Origin of the sequence: Micromonospora sp. NPDC092111, from assembly GCF_044755745.1 — a bacterium.
Taxonomy (GTDB): domain Bacteria; phylum Actinomycetota; class Actinomycetes; order Mycobacteriales; family Micromonosporaceae; genus Micromonospora.
The window spans coordinates 26,610-45,874 of the sequence record NZ_JBIVRQ010000002.1; the positions used below are offsets into that span (position 1 = coordinate 26,610).

The window sequence follows — 19,265 nt, forward strand, 5'->3', positions numbered from 1 at the left end:
CCGGTCAGAGCAGCGGCGCGACCACCGGGCGCAGCGCGGCCACCACGTCCGGCGCGGTCACCGGCCCGCTCCGGGCCGCCTCCCGCCCGGCCAACCCGTGCAGGTACGCCGCGACGACCGCCGCCCGCTCCGGGGCCAGCCCGGCGGCGAGCAGCGAGCCGAGCAGCCCGGCCAGCACGTCCCCGGTGCCCCCGGTGGCCAGCACCGGGCTGCCGGTCGGGTTGACGTACGCCCGGCCGTCCGGGGTGCCGACCACCGTGCGGTCCCCCTTGAGCAGCACCGTGGCGTTCATCCAGGCGGCCAGCCGCAGCGCGGCGGCGACCCGGTCGGCCCCCGGCTCCTCGCCGCACAGCCGGGTGAACTCCCGGTCGTGCGGGGTGACCACGATCGGGGCGTCCCGGTGGCGCAGCCGGTCGGCCAGCGAGCCGTCCACCAGCAGGGTCAGCGCGTCCGCGTCGAGCACCACCGGCACCGGCGCGGCCAGCACCGCCCGCAGCTCCGCGCCGGCCTGCTCCCCGGTGCCCAGGCCGGAGCCGCAGACCCAGGCCTGCACCCGGCCGGCCCCGGCGACCCGGTCGGTGGCGATCACCGACGGGTGCTCCCGCACCACCTCGTCCCGGGCCCCACCGGCGTACCGGACCAGGCCGGTGGGGCCGGCCAGCGCGCCGCCCACCGACAGCACCGCCGCCCCCGGGTACGTCCGGGAGCCGGTGGCCACCCCGACCACCCCCCGGCGGTACTTCTCGGTGGACGGGCCGGTACGCGGCCACCAGTCGACCACGTCCGACCACTCGGTCACCGACAGCGCCGGGGTGCCGCGCAGCCACGGGCCGAGCCCGATGTCGACCAGCTCCACGTGCCCGGCGAGCGGGGCCGCCGGACCGACCACCAGGGCCGGCTTGAGCCCGCCGAAGGCCACCGTGACGTCCGCCCGGACCGCGCCCGGCCGACCCGACGCGTCCAGCGGCACGTGCCCGGTGTCCACCGCCACCCCGCTGGGCACGTCCACCGCCACCACGGTGGCCCGGCCGCCGTCCCGGCCGCGCAGCGCGGGCAGGTCGACGGCGAGCCGGTCGGCCGCCTCCCGCAACCCGCCGGTGCCCCCGATCCCGACGATCCCGTCGAGCACCAGGTCGACGGTGGCCGGCGGGGCGTCGACCAGCCGGCCGCCGACGGCCCGCAGCGCGGCCAGCCCCTCGGCGTGCGCCCGCCCGGGGGTGAGCGGCAGCACCGAGACCAGCGCGCCCCGGCGGGCCAGCCGTTCACCCGCGTACAGCGCGTCCCCGCCGTTGTCGCCGGTGCCGACCAGCAGCAGCACCCGGGCGCCGTACACCCCGCCCCGGTCGGCGAGCAGCAGGGCGCAGCGGCGGGCCAGCCCGGCCGCCGCCCGCTGCATCAGCGTCCCGGGCGGCACGGTGGCCATCAGGCCGGCCTCCGCCGCGCGTACGTCCGCCACCCGCCACACCGGTTCCATGCCACCCCGTCCCGTCCGTCACCTGGGGCGGACCGGGGTGGCCCGCCCGGTCGATCAGCCCTCCGCGACCACCATGGCCGAGGCGATCCCGCCGTCGTGGGACAGCGAGAGGTGCCAGCGGTTGATCCCGCGTTCGGTCGCCGCCGCCGCCACCGTGCCGGCGACGGTGAGCCAGGGTCGGCCGTCCGGGTCGGCCACGATCTCACAGTCGTGCCAGCTCAACCCGACCGGAACGCCGAGCGCCTTGGCGACCGCCTCCTTGGCGGCGAACCGGGCCGCCAGGGACTCCGGCGAACGCGGGTTGCCCGAGCCGGTGAACCGCTCTCCCGCGGTGAAGAGCCGGTCGGCCAGCAGCGGCGTCCGGGCCAGGGCCCGGGCGAACCGGTCCACCAGCACGACGTCGATACCGACCGCGACGATCACGAGACTCACCCTACCGGCGCCGAGGGGGCAGATTAGCCGCCGACTCCACGGTGGGCAATGCCTGTGGAAAACCTCCGGGTACGACCACCGCCCGTCGTCCACAGGGTCGATCCGGCACCCGACCGGCGGCCTAACGTCGGGCGGACCACGGGGGCGGAGGAGGGCGCGGGATGGGCGAGGAGCCGGTGGCGGTGGACCTGTCGGTGCTGCGGGCGACGGCGGGCGGGCTGGCCGACGAGGCGTATGCGCTGGCACACGGGCTGGCGGGCGGGCCGGGTCTGGTGGTGTCCGCGCCGGGCTGGCGGGCCGCCGCCGCCCTGGTCCGGCTGGAGTCGGCGGTGCACGCCTGGCACGGGGCGCTGGGCGTCCGGGTGGCGGAGACCGGCACCGCCCTGCGCGCCGCCGCCGAGGCGTACGCGGCGGCCGACGACCGGGCCGCCGGGCGGCTGGCCGGGCGGCCCCGGTGACCGGATACGCCCAGCTCTGGGCGGCCGCCCCGGGGAGCTGGGACGAGGCCGGGGTGGCCTGGCGCGGGCTGGCCGAGCCGGTGCGGCGACGGCGGGCCGGGCTGGCCGACCGGGCGGCGGCGCTGCGGGCGGGCTGGTCCGGCGGCGCGGCCACGGCGGCCGGCGGGCGGATCGACGGGCTCCGGGCGGAACTGGTCACGGTGCTGCCGGCGCTGGTCGAGACCGACCAGGTGCTCGCCGAGTTCGCCGGCCGGCTCCGGGTGGCGAAGGCCCGGCTGGCCGACGCGGTGGCGCTGGCCGACCGCACCGGCGTGGCGGTCGACCGGCACGGTGGGGTGGGCCCGGCCGTCCCGGTGTGGCGTGGCCCGGAGTCGGGAGCCGTCCCGGGTGGCCCGGTCGGCCGGGGCGGCTCGGCGGAACTCCCCGGCGGCCGGGCCGGGGGTGACCGGGCGGCACTCGACCGGGTGGCGGCGGCGGTCCGGGACGCGCTCACCCTCGCCGACGCGGCCGACCGGGAGGCCGCCGCCCGGCTGGTCGAGCTGTCCCTGGCGGCCCGCACCGGCTGGGTCGACGGGCCACCGCCGGGGCGACCGGCGGGCGACGCCGCCCCGGCGGCGGTCCGGGCCTGGTGGGCTGGTCTGAGCCCGGCACAGCGGCGGTGGTTGGTGGTCCACGAGCCGGGCTGGGTGGGCCGGCTCGACGGGGTGCCGGCCGCCGCCCGGGACCAGGCGAACCGGCTGCTGCTGGCCGGCCGCCGGGAGGCCCTGCTGGCCGAGCGCCGGGCGTTGGCCGGCCGGGTCCCCCGCGACCGGGCCGGCCTGCGCCGGGTCGCGGCGGCCCTGACCGTACTGGACCGGCTCGCCGGGCGGCTCGCGTCGACGCCGCCCCGGGCGTACCTGCTGGGGCTGGACCCACGCGGCGACGGGCGGGCGATCGTGGCGCTGGGCAACCCGGACCGGGCCGCCCGGGTGCTGACCTACGTGCCGGGGATGACGACCGACCTCGCCGACGTCCCCGGCGAGCTGGGGCGGGCCGCTCGGGTGCAGGCCCGGTGCGGCGACCTCGCTCCCGGCGAGGAGACGGCCGCGGTGCTCTGGCTGGACTACGACGCCCCTGATTTCCTCACCGAGGCGGCCGGCGCGGCCCAGGCCCGGGACGCCGGGCCGGCCTTGCACCGCTTCCAGGAGGGGCTGCGCGCCACCCACGAGGGGCCGGCGGCCCGACAGACGGTGCTGGGGCACTCCTACGGCTCGCTGGTGGTGGGCAGCGCCGCCCGGGACTACGGGCTCGACGCCGACGCGCTGGCCTTCGTCGGCGCACCCGGCGTCGGGGTGGACCGGGCCGGGGCGCTGGGCCTCCCGGCGGACCGGGTCTGGGCGAGCACCGCCCCGAACGACGTGATCCGGCTGGTCGAGCCGCCCCGGGAGCTGGCCGGCCGGGCGGTGCTCGCCGCCTCGCCGCTGGCCAGTGCCGGCTGGCTGCTCCGCCCCGACGACCACCGGCTGTGGTTCGGGCACGATCCGAGCGATCCCGCCTTCGGCGGCCGTACCTTCCCCAGCGGCCGGTACGGCCACACCGGCTACTGGGAGCCCGGCAATCCGGCCCTGGACGGCATGGCCCGGATCGTGCTGGGCCGATGACCGGTCCCCGGATGGCCGGGAACGACGGTGTCCCGGCAGGGAACGACAGTGCCCCACCGACACGCGCCGGGAACGACGGGGCCCCATCGACACGGGCCGGGAACGACGGTGCCCCACCGGCCGTGGGCACGGGCGGCGGGGCACCGGCTGCGACGTGGCGGCAGCTACTCGACGGTGACCGACTTCGCCAGGTTGCGCGGCTGGTCGACGTCGTGCCCCCGGGCGGCGGCGATCTCGGCCGCGAACACCTGCAACGGCACGGTGGTGACCAGCGGTGCGAGCAGGGTCGGGGTGCGCGGCACGTAGATCAGGTGGTCGGCGTAGCGGACCACCGCCTCGTCGCCCTCCTCCGCGATCACGATGGTCCGGGCACCCCGGGCGCGGACCTCCTGGATGTTGGAGACGACCTTGTCGTGCAGCATGCCCCGGCCGACCGGGGACGGCACCACACAGATCACCGGGGTGCCCTTGTCGATCAGGGCGATCGGGCCGTGCTTCAGCTCGCCGGCGGCGAACCCCTCGGCGTGCATGTACGCCAGCTCCTTGAGCTTGAGCGCGCCCTCCAGCGCCACCGGGTAGCCGACGTGGCGGCCGATGAACAGCACCGTCGGCTCGGACTTCAGCTCCCGGGCCAGCTCCCGCACCGGCTCGATCCGCGCGAGCAGGTCGCGCAACTTGCCCGGCATCTCCTGGAGCTGGGCCACCACCGCGCCCACCTCGTCGGCGAACTTGATCCCGCGCACCTGGGCCAGGTGCAGGCCGATCAGGTAGCAGGCCACCAGTTGGGTGAGGAACGCCTTGGTCGAGGCGACCGCGATCTCCGGGCCACCGTGGGTGTAGAGCACCGCGTCGGACTCGCGCGGGATGGTGGAGCCGTTGGTGTTGCAGATGGCCAGCACCCGGGCCTTCTGCTCCTTGGCGTGCCGGAGCGCCATCAGGGTGTCCATGGTCTCGCCGGACTGCGAGATCACCACGATCAGCGTCGACCGGTCGAGCACCGGGTCGCGGTAGCGGAACTCGCTGGCCAGCTCGACCTCACACGGGATCCGGGTCCAGTGCTCGATGGCGTACTTGGCGACCAGCCCGGAGTGGTACGCGGTGCCGCAGGCGACGATGAAGATCTTGTCGACGTCGCGCAGGTCCTGGTCGCTGAGGCGGACCTCGTCGAGGGCGATCTCGCCGGTCTCGGTGAGCCGGCCGAGCAGGGTGTCCGCGATGGCCTGCGGCTGCTCCTCGATCTCCTTGAGCATGAACCAGTCGTAGCCGCCCTTCTCGGCGGCGGAGGAGTCCCAGTCGATGTGGAAGTCCTTGCCGGTGGCGGGCTGGCCGTCGAAGTCGGTGATCTCGATGCTGTCGCCGGTGATCAGCACGATCTGGTCCTGGCCCAGCTCGACCGCCTCGCGGGTGTGCTCGATGAACGCCGCCACGTCGCTGGCCAGGTAGTTCTCGCCGTCACCCCGGCCGACCACCAGCGGCGAGTTGCGTCGGGCGCCGACCACCGCGCCGGGCACGGCGGCGTCGACGGCGAGCAGGGTGAACGCCCCCTCCAGCCGCCGGCAGACCACCCGCATGGCGGCGGCGAGCGGCTTCGGGCCGTCGGCCTCGCCGGCCGCGCGCAGTTCGGCGAGCGCGTGGGACAGCAGGTGGGCGGCGCACTCGGTGTCGGTGTCGCTGGCGAACTGGACGCCGTCGTCCTCCAGCTCAGCCCGGAGCTTGGCGAAGTTCTCGATGATGCCGTTGTGGATCACGGCCACCCGGCCGTCGGGGGCGAGGTGCGGGTGGGCGTTGCGGTCGGTCGGGCCGCCGTGGGTGGCCCAGCGGGTGTGGCCGATACCGGTGGTGCCGTCGCCGATGCCGATCGGGCTGGCGGCGCAGGCGGTGGGGTCGCCGGCGGCCCGCTCGGCGAGGACCTTCTCCAGGTTGGCCAGCTTGCCGGCCTTCTTCTCGGTCAGCAGCTCGTCGTCGCAGACGATCGCGACCCCGGCCGAGTCGTAGCCCCGGTACTCCAGCCGCCGCAGTCCGTCGAGCACGATGCCGAGCGCCGGGCGGGAGCCGGCGTAACCCACGATTCCACACATGGTCCGCAGCCTAACCCAGTTTCGCTCACCTCGCGTGCGCAGAAGTCGGGTAAACAATCACTGAATTTGAGCGATCGGCCCACGACGGGCGGCAACCGGACGATCGTCCGCCCCGTGCGGCGAGTACGGGGTTGCGGGGGGCGCGCCGGTACGACAGTCTCTCGGCGGCCCGGAACGTCCCTGGGACGGCCCGCTCCCACCATGTGTCCCCTCCCCCGCTCCGGAGCACCCATGTCCGACCCGTCAGCCACCGGCGAGCAGCCGACCCCCGCCGGTGGCTCCGGCACCCCCACCCCGGACCAGTCCGCCGCCGCGCCCTCCTCCACACCCGCCTGGACCCCGCCGGACCCGCTCGCCGTGCCGCAGCCCTGGGCGCCGCCCGACCCGTGGGCCACCGGCCCGTGGGACGGCACCGCGCCCGCGGCACCGCCCGGAGCGGCACCAGCCGGCCCTCCGACCGTTCCCGCCGGCCCCGCGCCCGCGGCACCGCCCGGAGCGGCACCAGCCGGCCCTCCGACCGTTCCCGCCGGGCCACCCGGACACCCGACGACGTTTCCCGGCGCCACCTTCGACGGGCCGGCGACCGGCTGGCCGCCGCCGGGCTACCCGCCGCCGTTCGCCCACCCCGGGTACCCCGCGCGGGGCGGGCAAACCTCCACCGGCACCGGCCGGGTGGTGGGCATCGTGGTGGCCGTGGTCGCGGTGCTCGCCGTGGGGCTCTGCGGCTGTCTCGGGGTGGGCGGCCTGCTGCTCGGACGCTACGCACCGGAGCCGGTGGCCGAGGAACCGTACGGTGACCCCTTCGACGACGGTTACCCCGAGGCGGAGCCCGAACCCAGTTGGAGCCCGCCGCAGCCCTACCAGCCGTCGGCACCCGCCACGAAGCCGTCCGGCGGGCCGGGCCGGTACCCGGTGACCTACGAGGTGACCGGCACCGGCCCGGTCGACATCCAGTACTACGACGGCGACGGCTACTTCATCCAACAGGACCGGGTCCGGCTGCCCTGGCGGATGAAGATCCGCACCGACGACCCGAACCGGGTGCTGGTCACCGCCCGGCGGACGGCCGGCAACGACGGGGCGTTCCGGTGCACCACCACCCTGGCCGGCCGGCCCCCGGTGACCAGGGTGGCCGGCGAAGACTTCTGGCTGGTGGAATGCCACGGCAGACCGATCAGGTGAACCGGTGGCTGCGGGTCGTAGGCTGGCGGACGTGACGACGCCGACCGATGTCGACCCGCTGGTGGCCCGGATGCGCCCGTTCGGGACGACCATCTTCGCGGAGATGTCCGCGCTCGCCGTGCGCACCGGCGCGGTCAACCTGGGCCAGGGCTTCCCGGACACGGACGGGCCACCGGAGATGCTGGCCGCCGCCGCGGAGGCGCTGCGCGGCGGGCAGAACCAGTACCCGCCGGGCCCGGGGATCCCCGCGCTGCGCCGGGCCGTCGCCGACCACCAGCGCCGCTTCCACGGCCTGACGTACGACCCCGACGGCGAGGTCGTCGTCACGGCCGGCGCCACCGAGGCGATCGCCGCCAGCATCCTCGCCCTCTGCGAGCCGGGCGACGAGGTGGTGTGCTTCGAGCCGTACTACGACTCGTACGCCGCCTCGATCGCGTTGGCCGGCGCGGTGCGCCGACCGGTCACCCTGCGCCCCGGCGACGACGGCCGGTACGCCTTCGACCCGGCGGAGCTGCGCGCCGCGTTCGGGCCCCGCACCCGGCTGGTCCTGCTGAACTCCCCGCACAACCCGACCGGCAAGGTCTTCACCGCCGAGGAGTTAGCGCTGGTCGCCGCGCTCTGTCAGGAGCACGACGGGTACGCGGTCACCGACGAGGTGTACGAGCACCTGGTCTTCACCGACGCCGCCGCCCGGCACCTGCCGCTGGCCACCCTGCCGGGGATGCGGGAGCGCACCCTGCGCATCTCGTCGGCCGGCAAGACGTTCTCCTGCACCGGCTGGAAGGTCGGCTGGGTGAGCGGTCCGGCTCCGCTGGTCGCGGCGGTGCTGCGGATCAAGCAGTTCCTCACCTTCGTCAACGCGGCGCCACTGCAACCGGCGGTCGCCGTGGCGCTGGCCCTGCCGGACGCCTACTTCACCGGCTTCCGGGACGGGCTCCAGCGGCAGCGGGACCTGCTCGCCGCCGGCCTGACCGACGCCGGGTTCGGGGTGCTCACCCCGGAGGGGACGTACTTCGTCACCGCCGACGTCGGCCCGCTCGGCGGGCGGGACGGGGTGGAGTTCTGCCGGTCACTGCCGGAGCGCTGCGGTGTGGTGGCCGTACCGACGCAGGTCTTCTACGACGACCCGGAGGCCGGCCGGCGGCTGGTCCGGTTCGCCTTCTGCAAGCGGCCCGAGGTACTGACCGAGGCGGTCACCCGGCTCCGCGCCCTGGCCGGCGCGGACGCCGGCCTCCACCGCCAGCGGCGGGAGCCGGGCCGCGACCGGTGATCCGTCGACGCCATCAGCTCGGTAGCGTCCTGACCGTCCCCGTCCCCGTCCGGGGCCGGGGCCGGGTGGAGCGTCAGGCCGTCGGGCTGGCGGCGCGGACGTGCTCGGCGATCCGCTCGGCCACCGACTGGGCGGTCGCCTCGGTGGCGGCCTCGACCATCACCCGCACCAGCGGCTCGGTGCCGGACGGGCGCAGCAGCACCCGGCCGGTCTCGCCCAGCTCGGCCTCGGCCCGCTCGACCTCGGCCCGGACGGCGGGAGCCGCCGCGCCGGCCGTCCGGTCGCCCACCGGCACGTTGATCAGCACCTGCGGCAGCTTGGTGACCACCGAGGCCAGCTCGGCCAGCGACCGGCCGGTGGCGGCCAGCCGCGCCATCAGGTGCAGCCCGGTCAGCACGCCGTCGCCGGTGGTGGCGTACGCGGGCATCACGATGTGGCCGCTCTGCTCGCCGCCGAGGGCGAGGCCGGAGGCGCGCAGCTCCTCCAGGACGTACCGGTCGCCGACCTTGGTCTCGACCAGCCGGATGCCCTGCCCGGACATGGCCAGCCGCAGGCCGAGGTTGCTCATCACCGTGGCGACCAGGGTGTCCTGGGTCAGCTCCCCGGCCTCCCGCATGGCCAGGGCGAGGATCGCCATCACCTGGTCGCCGTCGACCTCCTCGCCGTCGGCGGTGACCGCGACGCACCGGTCGGCGTCGCCGTCGTGGGCGATGCCGAGGTGGGCGCCGTGCTCCACCACGGCGGCGCGCAGGCTGTCGATGTGGTTGGAGCCGCAGTCGTCGTTGATGTTGAGGCCGTCCGGCTCGGCGTGGATCGCGATGACCTCGGCGCCGGCCTCCCGGTAGGCCACCGGGGCGACGTCGGCGGCGGCGCCGTTGGCGCAGTCGACCACCACCTTGATCCCGTCGAGGCGGTGCGGCACCGTGCCGACCAGGTGCTGCACGTAGTGGTCGGCACCGTCGAGCAGGTCGTGCACCCGGCCGACGCCGGCCCCGACCGGCCGCTTCCACGCGGTGGTGGCGTTCGCCTCGACGGCCGCCTCGATCCGCATCTCGATCTCGTCGGGCAGCTTGTGACCGCCGGCGGCGAAGAGCTTGATCCCGTTGTCGGGCATCGGGTTGTGCGAGGCGGAGAGCATCACGCCCAGGTCGGCCTTGGCCTCGGCGGTCAGGAACGCCACCGCGGGGGTGGGCAGCACGCCGACCCGGACCACGTTGGCGCCGGCGCTGGTCAGGCCGGCGACCACGGCGGCCTCCAGCATCTCGCCACTGGCCCGGGTGTCCCGGCCGACCACCGCCAGCGGGGGGTGGCTGCGGTCCGACTCGGCCAGCGTGTGGGCGGCGGCCACCGCCACCGCGAGCGCCAACTCCGGGGTGAGATCCGCGTTCGCCCGCCCGCGTACGCCATCCGTGCCGAACAACCGCCCCATACCCGCCAACCTCCGATGAAACTGCCGATGAGAGGAGAAAGCGGAACGGCCGGTCCACCTCCCCGTCCAGGGGAGGCGGACCGGCCGTCCGTCAGAAGTACAACGCGCTGTTGGTGATCAGCGCTTCGAGTACTGAGGAGCCTTACGGGCCTTCTTGAGGCCGTACTTCTTGCTCTCCTTGACCCGGGCGTCACGGGTCAGGAAGCCGGCCTTCTTCAGGGCCGGGCGGTCGTCCGGCTCGTTGACGATCAGCGCCCGGGCGATGGCCAGCCGCAGCGCACCGGCCTGGCCGGTGGTGCCGCCGCCACGCAGGTTGGCGATGACGTCGAACGCCTCGGGCTTCTCGGCGGTCACCAGCGGGTCCTTGATGAGCTGCTGGTGCACCTTGCTCGGGAAGTAGGCCTCGAGGTCGCGGCCGTTGCAGGTGATCTTGCCGCTACCGGGGACGATGCGGACCCGGACGATGGCCTCCTTGCGGCGGCCGACGGTCTGGATCGGGCGGTCACCACGCGGCGCGCGGGCGACGGGCGCCGGCGCCTCGGTGGCCTCGGGGGCAACCTCGGTCTCGGTGATGTCGGTCATGCTGCTTCCTTCGCCCGCGCTCACTGCGCGATCTGCTTGATCTCGAACGGCACCGGCTGCTGCGCGAGGTGCGGGTGCTCGGCACCGGCGTAGACCTTCAGCTTCTTGATGAGCTGACGGCCGAGCTTGTTGTGCGGGAGCATCCCCTTCACGGCCAGCTCGATGGCCCGCTCGGGACGCTTGGTCAGCAGCTCGTCGTAGCCGATCTGCTTCAGGCCACCCGGGTAGCCGGAGTGGCGGTAGGCGACCTTGGTCTGCCGCTTGTTGCCGGTCAGCGCCACCTTGCCCGCGTTCACGATGACGACGAAGTCGCCCGTGTCGACGTGCGGCGCGAAAGTCGGCTTGTGCTTGCCGCGCAGCAGCGTGGCGGCGTGGGTGGCCAGGCGGCCCAGCACGACATCAGAGGCGTCGATAACGTGCCACTGACGCTCGATCTCACCCGGCTTCGGGCTGTACGTACGCACAGGTCTACCTTGTCTCGTCGTCGGTCTGGGGTCGCGCGCCGAGGTGACCAGGCGCGCACGAACGACCAAGCGTACCTGATGCGGCACGCCTCTGGATGTCGTACAACAGCAGGCAACGATACCCGGCGCCCGGTCTGCTGGTCAAAACGGGGGTCACCCGGCGTGGCTGATGACCAGGGTCACACCCCGGCCGGAGGCGTGGCGGTCAGAGCTCCTGGAGGATGCGCAGCGCCCGGCCCACCCGCTGCATGGTCTCGGTGTCGGCGACGTCCACGCACTCGGTGAACCACTTCTTCATCGGCGAGGAGAGCCGGTCGGGCATCACCACGTGGCCGCCCATCGGCACGGCGAGCGGGGAGTCGCGCAGCAGCGCGGCCTCGACCACCTCGGCGACGATGACGATCGGCACGTCGGTGGAGTTGTAGACGTCGGAGCTGACCACCAGCCCGAGCCGTTCCCGGGCGCCCTCGATCCGCCAGACCTCTCCCCTACGCAGCACGCGGGCGACCGCCGAAGAGCACGTCGTCGACCATCCCCACCTCGCGGGCGTCGGCGAGCGCGGCGGATTCGAGGTCGAGCCCGGCCCGGCCGACCGCCTCGGCGTGCGCGGTGAAGACCTCGCGGAGCGCCTTCTCCCGGGCGGCCTGGTCCATCCAGGCGGACAGGGAGAGCCCTTCCCGCCTGGCGAACCGGCGGGCCTCCTCGATCGTCTCGTCGGAGAACGAGAGGGTCACCTTGGCAGTCATGCCCATCAGCCTACCGCTGGTATGACCGGCGGTCATCCCCCCGCGCGCCAGCCAGCGAACCGGCCAAACCGGTCGACATGATCAACTCCAGATCGGCGAAAGTGCGGCATCCGACCCGGCCGATCCCGCCGTTTCCCCGATCCGGCGCGGGTCAGGGCCGGACCCGGACCAGGGCCGACGCCCGACGGACCCGGGCCAGGGAGCGGACGGATTCCGGCGTGGTCAGGCGGGGCGGTGGCCGCCGAGGACGGCGAAGCGCCACGCCTTGAAGAAGCAGTCCACGTCGACCAGGCCGGCGTCGGCCAGCCACCGACACTGGTCGGCCACCGACGCCGGGCGGTCGTGCCGCATCCGGTCCCGGGCGGCGGCGATCTCGGCGGCGTCCGAGCCGAGCGCGGCGGCCTGGGCCAGCCAGACGTCGTCGTACCGCTGGTCGAGTGCGGGGGTGGGGCCGGCCACCTGCTCGGCGTTGACGATCACCCCGCCGGGGAGGAGCGCGTCGGCCGCCCGCCGGTAGAGGGTGCGCTTGGCCGCGTCGTCGAGGTGGTGGACGGCCAGCGCGGAGACCACCGCGTCGTACCGGCCGGCGGGGAGCGGGGCGGCCAGGTCGGCGACGACCGTCCGATGTGGCACGCCCCGGGCGGTCAGCCCTTCGGCGGCCACCGCGAGCATCCGCTGCGCGCCGTCGACCAGGGTCACCCGGACGCCGGGCAGCGCCGCCGCGAGCAGCAGGGAGAGCAGGCCGGTGCCCGCGCCCAGGTCGAGCACCTCCGGGGTACGCCCGGCGGCGAACGCGGCCCGCAGCGGCGGGGCGGCCACCTCGACCGCGGTGCCGTAGAAGTCGTCGAAGCAGGGGACGAGACGCCGCCGGGCCTGGTCGTAGGAGCCCGCCACCGCGTCGAAGGCCGCCGCCACATCCATGGTCCACCATTCCGAATGATAGGAAAACTGTCCCATATCATAGACCTGATCGATAGCTCGGCCACCCCGGCCAGGTGTGCGCCGGCCGTGACAGGGCCGAAACAGAAGGGACCCGGGTCGGAAACCCCCCGGCGGCACGCTTTCCCGACATGACAGACGGTGCGCGCGCCGCGACACGACCGGGGTCCGACCCCGGGGAGACGGCCGTGCACCGCCCCTGCCCCACACTCCGGTACGGCCCGGTGCCGCGCCACGCCGCAGCGCCCGGCGGCGGTGATCCGCCGGGTGTCCACCAGGACGGCGGCACCCACCGCACCCCGGATGATCTCGTCCCACCTGCACCCCACCAGCCGGGCACCCGCGACCTGCCCCAGGTACGGCGATGAGCGACCCGGCCACCCTCCCCCGGCCCGCAGTCCGCCCGCTGGACCGGCCGCACCCCGACCGGGGCGGGGCGCCCACCGTCGCCTCTCCCCTGCACGAGCAGGCGCACGACCTGCGAACCGGGTTCCGCCTGGACCTGCCCGGGGTGACCCCGCCCCGGTACGACGTCCGCTGCCGGGACGGCCTGGTCGAGGTGGGGCTGCGACAGGAGGAGTGATGCGGGACGAACTGGCGGGCTTCACCATCGGGGTGACCGCCGACCGGCGGCGCGACGAACTGGCCGCGCTGCTCCAGCGGCGCGGTGCCCGGGTGGTGCTCGCCCCGGCCCTGCGGATCGTGCCGCTGGCCGACGACACCGACCTGCGGGAGGCCACCCGGGCCTGCCTCGACCGGCCACCGGACGTGCTGATGGCCAACACCGGCATCGGGATGCGCGGGTGGCTGGAGGCGGCCGAGGGCTGGGGACTGGCCGAGCCGTTGAGGGCCGTCCTCTCCCGCGCCTACGTGGTCGCCCGGGGCCCCAAGGCGCGGGGCGCGATCCGCGCCGCCGGCCTTCACGACCAGTGGTCGCCGGCCTCGGAGAGCTGCGAGGAGGTGGTCGAGCACCTCTGCCGGCGCGGGGTGGCCGGGCGGGTGATCGCCATGCAGTTGCACGGCGACCGGCAGCCGGAGTGCACCGAGGCGCTGGAGGCCGCCGGCGCCACCGTGATCGAGGTGCCGGTCTACCGCTGGGCCCCACCCACCGATCCGGCCCCGCTGCACCGGCTGATCGACCTGGTCGCCGGCCGGCTGGTCGACGCCGTCACCTTCACCTCCGCCCCGGCGGCGGAGGCGCTGCTGCGCGCCGCCGGGGACCGCACCGAGACGGTGCTGGAGGCGTTGCGCGGGGACGTGCTGGCAAGCTGCGTCGGCGCGGTCACCGCCGAGCCGCTGGTCCGGCGCGGGGTGCCGGTCAGCGCGCCCAGCCGCGCCCGGCTCGGCGCGCTGGTCCGGACGATCGTGGACGAGCTGCCCCGGCGTACCGTCACCGTGAAGGCGGCCGGGCACCTGCTGACCCTGCGCGGGCACGCCGCCGTCATCGACGGGGAACTGCGTCCGCTGGCACCGGCGCCGATGGCGGTACTGCGGGCGCTCGCCACCCGTCCGGGACGGGTGCTGTCCCGGACCGAACTGCTGCGCACCCTGCCCCGGGGGGCGGACGAGCACGCGGTGGAGATGGCGGTGGCCCGGCTACGGGTCGGGTTGCGGGCTCCGCGCGTGGTGCAGACCGTCGTCAAGCGCGGCTACCGGCTCCGGGTGGACTGACCGGGCCGGTCGGACGCCGGACGACGCGGCGGGGCCGCCCCCTCAGCCCACCGGGGTCGGGAAGCCCCGGCCGTGCTCGGCCTGGAGCCGGAGCATGGCGTGCTCGACCACGGTCACCAGCACCCGCCTGACCGACTCCCGGTTCCGGGCGTCGCACATCACCAGCGGCACGTCCCGCGAGATGGCCAGCGCCTCGCGGATCTCCTCCGGCGCGTACTGTGGCGCGTCGTCGAAGTGGTTCAACGCGACCACGTACGGCAGCTTGCGGTTCTCGAAGTAGTCCAGCGGGGCGAAGGCGTCGGTGATCCGCCGGGTGTCCACCAGGACGGCGGCACCCACCGCACCCCGGATGATCTCGTCCCACATGAACCAGAACCGGGTCTGGCCGGGCGTGCCGAAGAGGTACAGGATCAGGTCCTGCGCCATGGTGATCCGGCCGAAGTCCATGGCGACCGTGGTGGTCTCCTTGCCCGGCACCTTCGACGGGTCGTCGATGCCGACACCGGCGGCGGTCATCAACGCCTCGGTGGTCAGCGGAGTGATCTCCGAGATCGCGCCGACCAGGGTCGTCTTGCCCACGCCGAAGCCACCCGCGACCACGATCTTCGCGGAGACGATTCCCCGGCTCTGGCGCGCCCCGGCGGGGTCATAGCCTGCGAAGTCCACTTAGCACCCTTCCAAGGATTTCCATTCGCTCCTCGAACCCCTCGGCGGGAGCGGCAGTGTGTAGCGTGAGCAGGCCATCGGCGACCAGGTCGGCGACCAGCACCCGGGCGACGCCCAGCGGCATCCGGGTGTACGCGGCGATCTCCGCCAGCGACTGCGCGCGACCCTCGCAGACCGTGGCGATGCGGTGTTTGTCGTGCCCGGCGAAGCGGGACTCGGCGACCTGGGTTGGGCTCGACGTGAGCACCGCCTCCAGCGCGATGTCCCGACTGGGCTCGGTACGGCCACGGGTGACCGCGTACGGACGCACCAGCGCCCCGCGCGGGTCCCGCCGGGGTTCCATTCCGCGATCACCTCCTCCCGTCCGGGGTCAGACCCCGGATGCTTGGTACTTCCGGCCGGGCGCGGTCGCGCCCGGCGTCGCCACTCGCCGGCGCTACGAGCGCACGGCGTCTCGGGGCAGCGGCACCAGCGCCGCGCCCACCCGCTCGACCAGCAGCGCCATCTCGTAGCCGACCTGGCCGACGTCGCAGCTACGGGCGGCGAGCACCGCCATCGACGAGCCGTCGCTGATCGACATGAGGAACAGGTACCCGCTGTCCATCTCGATCACTGTCTGCAGCACCCCGCCCGCGCTGAACATCCGGGCGGCACCCTCGGTCAGGCTCACCACGCCGGAGGTGATCGCGGCGAGCTGGTCCGCCCGATCGGCGGGCAGGTCCCGCGAGGACGCGAGCAGCAGCCCGTCCGCGGACACCGCCACCACGTGGGCGATGCCCGCCACACTGTCGGCGAAGTTGGTGAGCAGCCAACCCATGTCCTGCATGGCCGCTGGCCTGTTCATCGGTTCGTCTCCTTGGTCGAGGTGCTGTTGACGTCCGCGCCGGCCGTGCGACCGCGCTGCACGCCGCGGTGGTAGGCCGAGAGCAGGCCGCGTACTTCGTCGGGGGTGCGACGACTGCGGTCCCGGCCACTCTTCGGCTCGATACCGCCGGGGACGAGCTGGGCCTGTGGCACCCGCTTCGGTAGGCCGGAGCGGGTGGTGCCGGCGTTGGACGGTTCGGCGGCCCGGGTGGCCCGGGACCAGCCCTCGTCGGCGGCCGTCCGCCAGGCGTCCGCGTCGGCGGCCGGGGAGGTCTCCGGGGCGGGCGGGGCCACCGGCGGGGCGTACGACGGCGGCGCGGGGGCGGCCGGCGGTTCGGGGGTGATCGTGGGGGTGGCGACGGTCGGGGTGCCGGCCGCCGTGGGGGCGGCGGGTACCCGGGTGGGCAGCGGCGGGCGGGTCGGCGTGGCCGCGCCGTTGGCCCGGGCCGGGGCGGCCGGCGGCTCCTCGTCGAACCGGGGCCGGGTGAAGATCGCGGTGGCGTCGTCCCCGTGGGACCGGAACCACACCGCCTCCATCTCCCGGAAGATCGGCGAGTCGGCCGGGCGGTCCGGCCGGGCCACCACCGGCGCGGCCGGGGTGGCCGCCGCCGGGGCGGCGTACGGTGCCGCCGGCGTCGCGGCCGGAGGGTAGGAGGCCACCGGGGCGGCGGCGAACGGCGTCGCGGCGGGTGCGCCGGCGAACGGCATCGCCGGGGCGCCGTACGGATCGGCCGGCGCGGGGGTGGCCGGCACGCCGGCCACCGGCCCGACCGGGAGCACCGGGGCGGCACCGCCGACCGAGGCCCGCCTCGGCAGCGGGTCGATGGTCGGGTTCGCCATGGTCGGGCTGCCGGCCGAGAAGGCGGCGAACCCGGAGTCGGCCGGGGCGGGAGCCGCCGAGACCGGCGCGTACGGCGGGGCCGACACCGGGCCGCCGAACTGTACGGCCGGTGCGGTGTCCCGGGCGTCCACCGGCGGCTGCCAGGGGGCCGGGGCCGGCGGGGCGGTACGCCACTGGTCGGTCAGCGTCGCCGCGCCGGCCCGTCCGCCGTTCAGCGACTCGCTGTGACCGGCCGGGGCGAGCGGCGGCTGCTCGACCGCCAGCGGCTGGCGCGGCCGGCTGATCGCCTGGTCCCGGCCCCGGTGGGCGGGGAGCACGACGGTGGCGTTGGGCAGGGTCACCTGGGCGACGGTGCCGCCCTCGACGTTGCGGCGCAGCTCCACCCGGATGCCGTACCGGCTGGCGAGCCGGCTCACCACGGCCAGACCCATCAAGCGGAAGGCGGCCACGTCCACGGTCGCGGCGGCGGCCAGCCGGCGGTTGAGCGAGTCGAGCTGCTCGTCGGTGAGGCCGAGACCCCGGTCCTCGACCTGGATCAGCACGTAGTCCCGGATCCGCCGCCCGTCGGCGACCACGGTGGTCGTCGGCGGCGAGAAGCGGGTGGCGTTGTCGAGCAGCTCGGCGACGAGCCGGACCACGTCGTTGACCGCGTGGGCGGCGACGGAGATGTCGGTGTCGACGGTGCCGAACTCGATCCGGTTGTAGAGCTCCACCTCGGACTGGGCGGCCCGCAGCACGTCCACCAGCAGCGCGTCGTCGCGGCGCGGCACGGCCGAGTCGGCGCCGGCGAGGACCAGCAGGTTCTCGTCGTTGCGGCGCATCCGGGTGGCCAGGTGGTCGAGTTCGAAGAGCTGGGCGAGGCGCTTGGGGTCCTCCTCGCCGCGCTCGATCGCGTCCAGCTCGCCGATCATCCGGTCGACCAGGGTCTGACTGCGCCGGGCCAGGTTGAGGAACATCGCGGAGACGCTGGTCCGCAGGGCCGCCTGCTCGGCGGCGACCCGGACGGCCTCCCGGTGGACCACGTTGAAGGCCAGGGCCACCTGGCCGACCTCGTCCCGGTTGGTCAGCCGGATCGGGTCGCGGACCTGCCGGACGATCTCCTCCACCCCGCCGTCGCCGACGCTGCCCATGGTCTGCAGCCGCTTGACCGCGTCCGGCAGGTCGTGGTTGGCCACCGACAGGGCGCCCTCGCGCAGCCGGCGCAGCGAGTGGTTGAGCGAGCGGGCCAGCACCACGGCGAGGGTGATCGCGACGATCAGGGTGAGCAGCACCAGCACCGACTCGGTGACGGCCTGCCGGATGACGTTGCTGCGGGCCTGCTCGGTCCGGTCCAGCAGGGTGTCCTGGAGCCGGCCCTCGGCCCACCGCATCAGGTCGTTGACCGCGCCGATCGAGGCGCTGGCGTCGCCGGCGCTGACCAGCGCCCGCTGCCCGACCGAGCGGGTGATGTCGGCGGCGACCCGGTCGGCGAGCCCGACCGCGTCACCGGAGACCGCGCTGTCGACCAGTGCCCGCTGGGTCGGGTCGGCGGCGAGGGAGAACGACAGCAGCGCTTCCTGCTGGCTGGTCAGGGTGGCCACGAAGGAGGAGAACTGCTCCTCGTCCAGCCGGCCGGCGGCCAGCGCGGTGTAGGCGACCGCCTCCTCCTCGGCGACGGCGGACTTGGCCCGGCTGAACGCGGCCACCGCGCGGCGGGCGTCGGCGAGGCTCTCCTGGCCGGGGAGCTGGGCCAGGGTGTCGCCGTACGAGACCAGGTCGGTGAGGATGACGCCGTACCGGAGGGTGGCCTCGGCGACCGGCATCTGCCGGCGGTCGAGCACCTCCTGCCGGGTCGCGTCGAGCGTCTGCAGGTGGTCGTCGATCACCTTGAGCCGGTCCTGCACGGCGCTCGGGACGTCGCCGATCTTCGACCGCTCGGCCCGGTAGTCGTCGATCCGCTTGCCGGTGGCGCGGACCCGCAGGTTGTAGTCGTCCGGGCGGAGCTGCGGGTTGGCCAGGAACCCGGCCGCGGCCATCCGCTCCTTGTGCAGGTCCTGGGCCAGCGCCGAGACGTCGATGGAGAGCGCGGTCAGCGACTGGATCCTCGTGGCGTCGACCGCACCCTCAGTGGTCGAGACAAGTCGGATAGTTGCCAGTGCGATGACCGCGGCCACCGGTACGACAAGAATGAGGGCGAGCTTGGAACGAATCCGAGCGTCCCGCAGCCGGGGCAGCCGGCGCTCCCGGTCTCGTCCGGCGGTTTCGCCTGTCTCGGGCAGGGTCGTCGGTCCGGTGCTCACGACATCGCCTCCGTCGTATCTTCCACACGCCTGACCCGCCGACCCGCGCCTGGTGCAGCGGACAGCGCCACGCGCGGCACGGCCGCGATTTCATCAGAGAAGTTCCTGCTTGGGAAGCCGCAGTGAGGTAGGAAACGGTCAGCCAGCGGGCTGGCTACCTTTTGACCTCGTTAGCAGGCCACCCCTGAACAGGGCATGTCACTCCAGAGTGTTCGCACGCCTCTGATGAGTGAGCATAGGTAAATATCTG

General features: G+C 74.9%; 18 protein-coding genes and 2 pseudogenes. 6 read left to right on the forward strand and 14 right to left on the reverse strand.

Annotated features, from left to right (window positions below; translation table 11 throughout):
- Positions 1–4: 4 nt before the first annotated feature.
- Positions 5–1,474 carry an NAD(P)H-hydrate dehydratase gene (locus ACIQG9_RS06085; protein WP_400398830.1) on the reverse strand — a complete coding sequence of 490 codons (1,470 nt, stop codon included), beginning with the start codon at positions 1,472–1,474 and terminating at the stop codon, positions 5–7.
- 54 nt (positions 1,475–1,528) lie between these two features.
- Positions 1,529–1,897, reverse strand: a complete 369-nt coding sequence (locus ACIQG9_RS06090; RefSeq protein WP_400398831.1) for a holo-ACP synthase — start codon at positions 1,895–1,897, stop codon at positions 1,529–1,531.
- Between the two features lie 170 nt (positions 1,898–2,067).
- On the opposite strand from ACIQG9_RS06090, the gene ACIQG9_RS06095 reads away from it, so the two are divergent.
- Positions 2,068–2,364, forward strand: coding sequence for a hypothetical protein (locus ACIQG9_RS06095; RefSeq protein ID WP_400398832.1), 297 nt, complete (start codon positions 2,068–2,070; stop codon positions 2,362–2,364).
- Positions 2,361–4,004, forward strand: a complete 1,644-nt coding sequence (locus ACIQG9_RS06100; protein WP_400398833.1) for an alpha/beta hydrolase — start codon at positions 2,361–2,363, stop codon at positions 4,002–4,004. Before ACIQG9_RS06095 ends, ACIQG9_RS06100 begins: the two co-directional genes overlap by 4 nt.
- A gap of 164 nt (positions 4,005–4,168) precedes the next feature.
- On the opposite strand, the gene glmS is transcribed toward ACIQG9_RS06100, so the two are convergent.
- Positions 4,169–6,082 carry a glutamine--fructose-6-phosphate transaminase (isomerizing) gene (gene glmS, locus ACIQG9_RS06105; RefSeq protein WP_400398834.1) on the reverse strand — a complete coding sequence of 638 codons (1,914 nt, stop codon included), beginning with the start codon at positions 6,080–6,082 and terminating at the stop codon, positions 4,169–4,171.
- Positions 6,083–6,313: 231 nt separating this feature from the next.
- On the opposite strand from glmS, the gene ACIQG9_RS06110 reads away from it, so the two are divergent.
- Complete coding sequence (locus ACIQG9_RS06110) at positions 6,314–7,264, forward strand: MmpS family transport accessory protein (RefSeq protein WP_400398835.1); 951 nt, start codon at positions 6,314–6,316, stop codon at positions 7,262–7,264.
- 31 nt (positions 7,265–7,295) lie between these two features.
- The gene (locus ACIQG9_RS06115) at positions 7,296–8,534 is read left to right on the forward strand and encodes a pyridoxal phosphate-dependent aminotransferase (RefSeq protein WP_400398836.1); all 1,239 of its coding nucleotides are present in this window, start codon (positions 7,296–7,298) and stop codon (positions 8,532–8,534) included.
- Between the two features lie 73 nt (positions 8,535–8,607).
- Here ACIQG9_RS06115 and glmM read toward each other — a convergent pair whose 3' ends face one another.
- The 7 genes and pseudogenes from glmM to ACIQG9_RS06150 form a co-directional block, all read right to left on the reverse strand.
- A complete protein-coding gene (gene glmM / locus ACIQG9_RS06120; protein WP_400398837.1) occupies positions 8,608–9,963 on the reverse strand; it encodes a phosphoglucosamine mutase in 1,356 nt (451 codons plus the stop codon).
- Between the two features lie 117 nt (positions 9,964–10,080).
- Entirely contained in the window at positions 10,081–10,545 is a 465-nt protein-coding gene (rpsI, locus tag ACIQG9_RS06125; RefSeq protein ID WP_088998399.1) for a 30S ribosomal protein S9, read from the reverse strand.
- A gap of 20 nt (positions 10,546–10,565) precedes the next feature.
- Complete coding sequence (rplM, locus tag ACIQG9_RS06130) at positions 10,566–11,009, reverse strand: 50S ribosomal protein L13 (protein ID WP_053653864.1); 444 nt, start codon at positions 11,007–11,009, stop codon at positions 10,566–10,568.
- Positions 11,010–11,214: 205 nt separating this feature from the next.
- The gene (locus tag ACIQG9_RS06135) at positions 11,215–11,508 is read right to left on the reverse strand and encodes a type II toxin-antitoxin system PemK/MazF family toxin (RefSeq protein ID WP_400398838.1); all 294 of its coding nucleotides are present in this window, start codon (positions 11,506–11,508) and stop codon (positions 11,215–11,217) included.
- The gene (locus ACIQG9_RS06140) at positions 11,498–11,755 is read right to left on the reverse strand and encodes a DUF6364 family protein (RefSeq protein ID WP_400398839.1); all 258 of its coding nucleotides are present in this window, start codon (positions 11,753–11,755) and stop codon (positions 11,498–11,500) included. Before ACIQG9_RS06140 ends, ACIQG9_RS06135 begins: the two co-directional genes overlap by 11 nt.
- Before the next feature lie 222 nt (positions 11,756–11,977).
- Positions 11,978–12,676, reverse strand: coding sequence for a class I SAM-dependent methyltransferase (locus ACIQG9_RS06145; RefSeq protein ID WP_400398840.1), 699 nt, complete (start codon positions 12,674–12,676; stop codon positions 11,978–11,980).
- A 266-nt stretch (positions 12,677–12,942) separates the two neighbouring features.
- Positions 12,943–13,014: pseudogene (locus ACIQG9_RS06150) on the reverse strand (ATP-binding protein); the annotation flags it as partial.
- 107 nt (positions 13,015–13,121) lie between these two features.
- Here ACIQG9_RS06150 and ACIQG9_RS06155 point away from each other — a divergent pair.
- Positions 13,122–13,277, forward strand: a pseudogene (locus ACIQG9_RS06155) (nitrite reductase (NAD(P)H) small subunit); the annotation flags it as partial.
- Positions 13,277–14,365, forward strand: coding sequence for a uroporphyrinogen-III synthase (locus ACIQG9_RS06160; protein WP_400398841.1), 1,089 nt, complete (start codon positions 13,277–13,279; stop codon positions 14,363–14,365). The pseudogene ACIQG9_RS06155 and the gene ACIQG9_RS06160, both read left to right, overlap by 1 nt.
- A 42-nt stretch (positions 14,366–14,407) precedes the next feature.
- Here ACIQG9_RS06160 and ACIQG9_RS06165 read toward each other — a convergent pair whose 3' ends face one another.
- The 4 genes from ACIQG9_RS06165 to ACIQG9_RS06180 form a co-directional block, all read right to left on the reverse strand.
- Positions 14,408–15,031 (reverse strand): GTP-binding protein, encoded by a 624-nt coding sequence (locus ACIQG9_RS06165; RefSeq protein WP_400398842.1) that lies wholly within the window; start codon positions 15,029–15,031, stop codon positions 14,408–14,410.
- Positions 15,012–15,374, reverse strand: coding sequence for a DUF742 domain-containing protein (locus ACIQG9_RS06170; protein ID WP_400398843.1), 363 nt, complete (start codon positions 15,372–15,374; stop codon positions 15,012–15,014). Before ACIQG9_RS06170 ends, ACIQG9_RS06165 begins: the two co-directional genes overlap by 20 nt.
- Positions 15,375–15,467: 93 nt before the next feature.
- Positions 15,468–15,875, reverse strand: coding sequence for a roadblock/LC7 domain-containing protein (locus ACIQG9_RS06175; RefSeq protein WP_030329975.1), 408 nt, complete (start codon positions 15,873–15,875; stop codon positions 15,468–15,470).
- Complete coding sequence (locus ACIQG9_RS06180) at positions 15,872–19,015, reverse strand: nitrate- and nitrite sensing domain-containing protein (RefSeq protein ID WP_400398844.1); 3,144 nt, start codon at positions 19,013–19,015, stop codon at positions 15,872–15,874. Before ACIQG9_RS06180 ends, ACIQG9_RS06175 begins: the two co-directional genes overlap by 4 nt.
- Positions 19,016–19,265 lie beyond the last annotated feature (250 nt).

Excerpts from the sequence above, each read along its gene's own strand:
- ACIQG9_RS06175 (WP_030329975.1), bottom strand. The coding sequence starts at position 15,875 with ATGAACAGGCCAGCGGCCATGCAGGACATGGGTTGGCTGCTCACCAAC.
- ACIQG9_RS06170 (WP_400398843.1), bottom strand. The coding sequence starts at position 15,374 with ATGGAACCCCGGCGGGACCCGCGCGGGGCGCTGGTGCGTCCGTACGCG.
- ACIQG9_RS06145 (WP_400398840.1), bottom strand. The coding sequence starts at position 12,676 with ATGGATGTGGCGGCGGCCTTCGACGCGGTGGCGGGCTCCTACGACCAG.
- rpsI (WP_088998399.1), bottom strand. The coding sequence starts at position 10,545 with ATGACCGACATCACCGAGACCGAGGTTGCCCCCGAGGCCACCGAGGCG.
- ACIQG9_RS06085 (WP_400398830.1), bottom strand. The coding sequence starts at position 1,474 with ATGGAACCGGTGTGGCGGGTGGCGGACGTACGCGCGGCGGAGGCCGGC.
- glmM (WP_400398837.1), bottom strand. The coding sequence starts at position 9,963 with ATGGGGCGGTTGTTCGGCACGGATGGCGTACGCGGGCGGGCGAACGCG.
- ACIQG9_RS06095 (WP_400398832.1), top strand. The coding sequence starts at position 2,068 with ATGGGCGAGGAGCCGGTGGCGGTGGACCTGTCGGTGCTGCGGGCGACG.
- ACIQG9_RS06160 (WP_400398841.1), top strand. The coding sequence starts at position 13,277 with ATGCGGGACGAACTGGCGGGCTTCACCATCGGGGTGACCGCCGACCGG.
- ACIQG9_RS06110 (WP_400398835.1), top strand. The coding sequence starts at position 6,314 with ATGTCCGACCCGTCAGCCACCGGCGAGCAGCCGACCCCCGCCGGTGGC.
- glmS (WP_400398834.1), bottom strand. The coding sequence starts at position 6,082 with ATGTGTGGAATCGTGGGTTACGCCGGCTCCCGCCCGGCGCTCGGCATC.
- ACIQG9_RS06140 (WP_400398839.1), bottom strand. The coding sequence starts at position 11,755 with ATGACTGCCAAGGTGACCCTCTCGTTCTCCGACGAGACGATCGAGGAG.